We start from the raw sequence: 1938 nt of genomic DNA on the forward strand, positions 1-1938 counted from the left end.
ATCGTTTTCTGTTTGCTGAAAATCAGACACTGCACCTGTTAGACCGCAAAGGGCAAGTGGTAAAGGGCTTTTTTCAGCGCACTAATGGCAAGCCCCTCTACACGCCTAAGCACTTTCGGATTGCTGATCGCGATTATCTAATCTATGCCGCCGATAACGGTATTTTCAATATACTGCACCGCAATGGCGAGAACCGCATCACGGTACGCGACCGCTACACTTTTTCTGACAACCCACCTGCTGTATGGAACGGACTTTTTATGTTTACCACCAATGAGGGCTATGCCGTATTTATAGATGAAAAGGGCGGTATCAGAAAAGAGAAAAAGAACCTTGAAGCCCCTTTCTATTGGGGCGGGAATAAGTACCTGCTCTATGCCCTATCGGGTAATATACTTACTGTTGGAACTAAGAAAATAGAGCTGCTCAATGGTAAATACGAGCGTCCGCGTCTGTTTAGAATAGGAGGAACAAACTACGTAAGCGTAAACGACCTTTCTACCCAAAAAGCCTATTTGTATAACGATAAGGGCAACCTGATAAAGGATTTTCCTGTAGAATCGGTGTCGCCTATCGCTATTGATGTTGATTTGGACAGAACAGTGTGGATAGTTACAGAGAAAAGTCCTACTGAAATAGTCGTCTTTTCAGTTAGAAAATTAGAATAATAAGGAAAATACTAAAATAATATTATGAACAGATTACTTTTTTTATTAGCAGCAATATTTGTGTTTTGGGCTTGTACTAAAGATGAGCCGCAAGAAGAGACAGGAGGTAGTACCCAAACAACTACTACCCAAACAGGCACGCTTACAGCCACTACGCAGACCGCTACTACCCAAACGAGTACTACTCAAACTAGCACTACCCAGACGGCAACCACTCAAACTGACACTACCCAAACAGATAGTGAGGCATCGCGTAAAGAAATACTCAGTTTTGCTGTAGTAGCTGCTGATAACACTGCCTATACGGCTACTGTATACAGCGAAACCATAGTGGCAATATTGCCTGACGATGCCCCTCTACAGCTTACCCCGCTCATAGATTTTGTGGGAGCCTCTATTAGTCCGGCATTGCAAACATCAATAAACTTTCAAAACCACGTTACCTATACGGTTACAGCAAAAGATGGCAGCAAGAGGCAGTATAAGGTAGTTGTTAGTCACTATAAAGATACGAAGGCAGAGATAGGCCCTATGGCTTTGAAGAGTGAAGACGGAGCTTTTCATACAAACTATGTTCCTACTTATAGTTCGGATAGTGATATAATAACGGCTGTTATAACAGTGCCTACGGGTACGAATATAAAGAACTTAGAACCTTATTGTGCAGAATTTCCAGCAGGAGCGACTATCAATCCAGCGTTAGAAGTGCCTACAGACTTTACAAACCCTGTAACCTATACAGTTACGGCTAAAAATGGTTATCATAAAAGAGTGTATGTTGTATCAGTAGCATTTAAAAAACCTACCTCTATATCGATTAAAGAGTTTAAGGTAACTGATAATGCAGGAGTAGATGTAGTACACATCAAAACAGGATACCTACCTTCTGATAAGAGCCTTGTAAGAGCAGTGTTAATCAATAAAGAAACACAAGCCGAAATAAACCTTACTATCAAGCAGCTTGACCAAAAACAAAAGGTAATTACTGCTGAAGTGCCCTCTACTACTTACCAAAATGGTATTTACAACCTAAGACTTACCTTAGATGATATTACTGAACGAAGTGAATGGAACGTTGTGCTAATAAATGGTACCCCTCATTTTGGAGGTATTATGGATTACTTTACTTCTAGCCTAGGCAAGGTGCGCAATGTGTTAGTATGGCCTAAGGATATGCTTGAGGCACAAGTGTTTATAAAGAAAAACGAGATAGACCAATATACTTATTATTTGCGCAAAGCAGGAAAGGATTATCCTTTTATCAAGAAGT

The 1938-nt window shown here is 40.7% G+C and carries 2 pseudogenes; both read left to right on the top strand.

Features of this window, described 5'->3' with window-relative positions:
* Positions 1-668, top strand: a pseudogene (locus HMPREF9074_RS00675) (hypothetical protein); the annotation flags it as partial.
* 24 nt (positions 669-692) lie between these two features.
* Positions 693-1938, top strand: a pseudogene (locus HMPREF9074_RS12265) (hypothetical protein); the annotation flags it as partial.

The organism is Capnocytophaga sp. oral taxon 329 str. F0087 (assembly GCF_000213295.2).
GTDB classification, from domain to species: domain Bacteria; phylum Bacteroidota; class Bacteroidia; order Flavobacteriales; family Flavobacteriaceae; genus Capnocytophaga; species Capnocytophaga leadbetteri_A.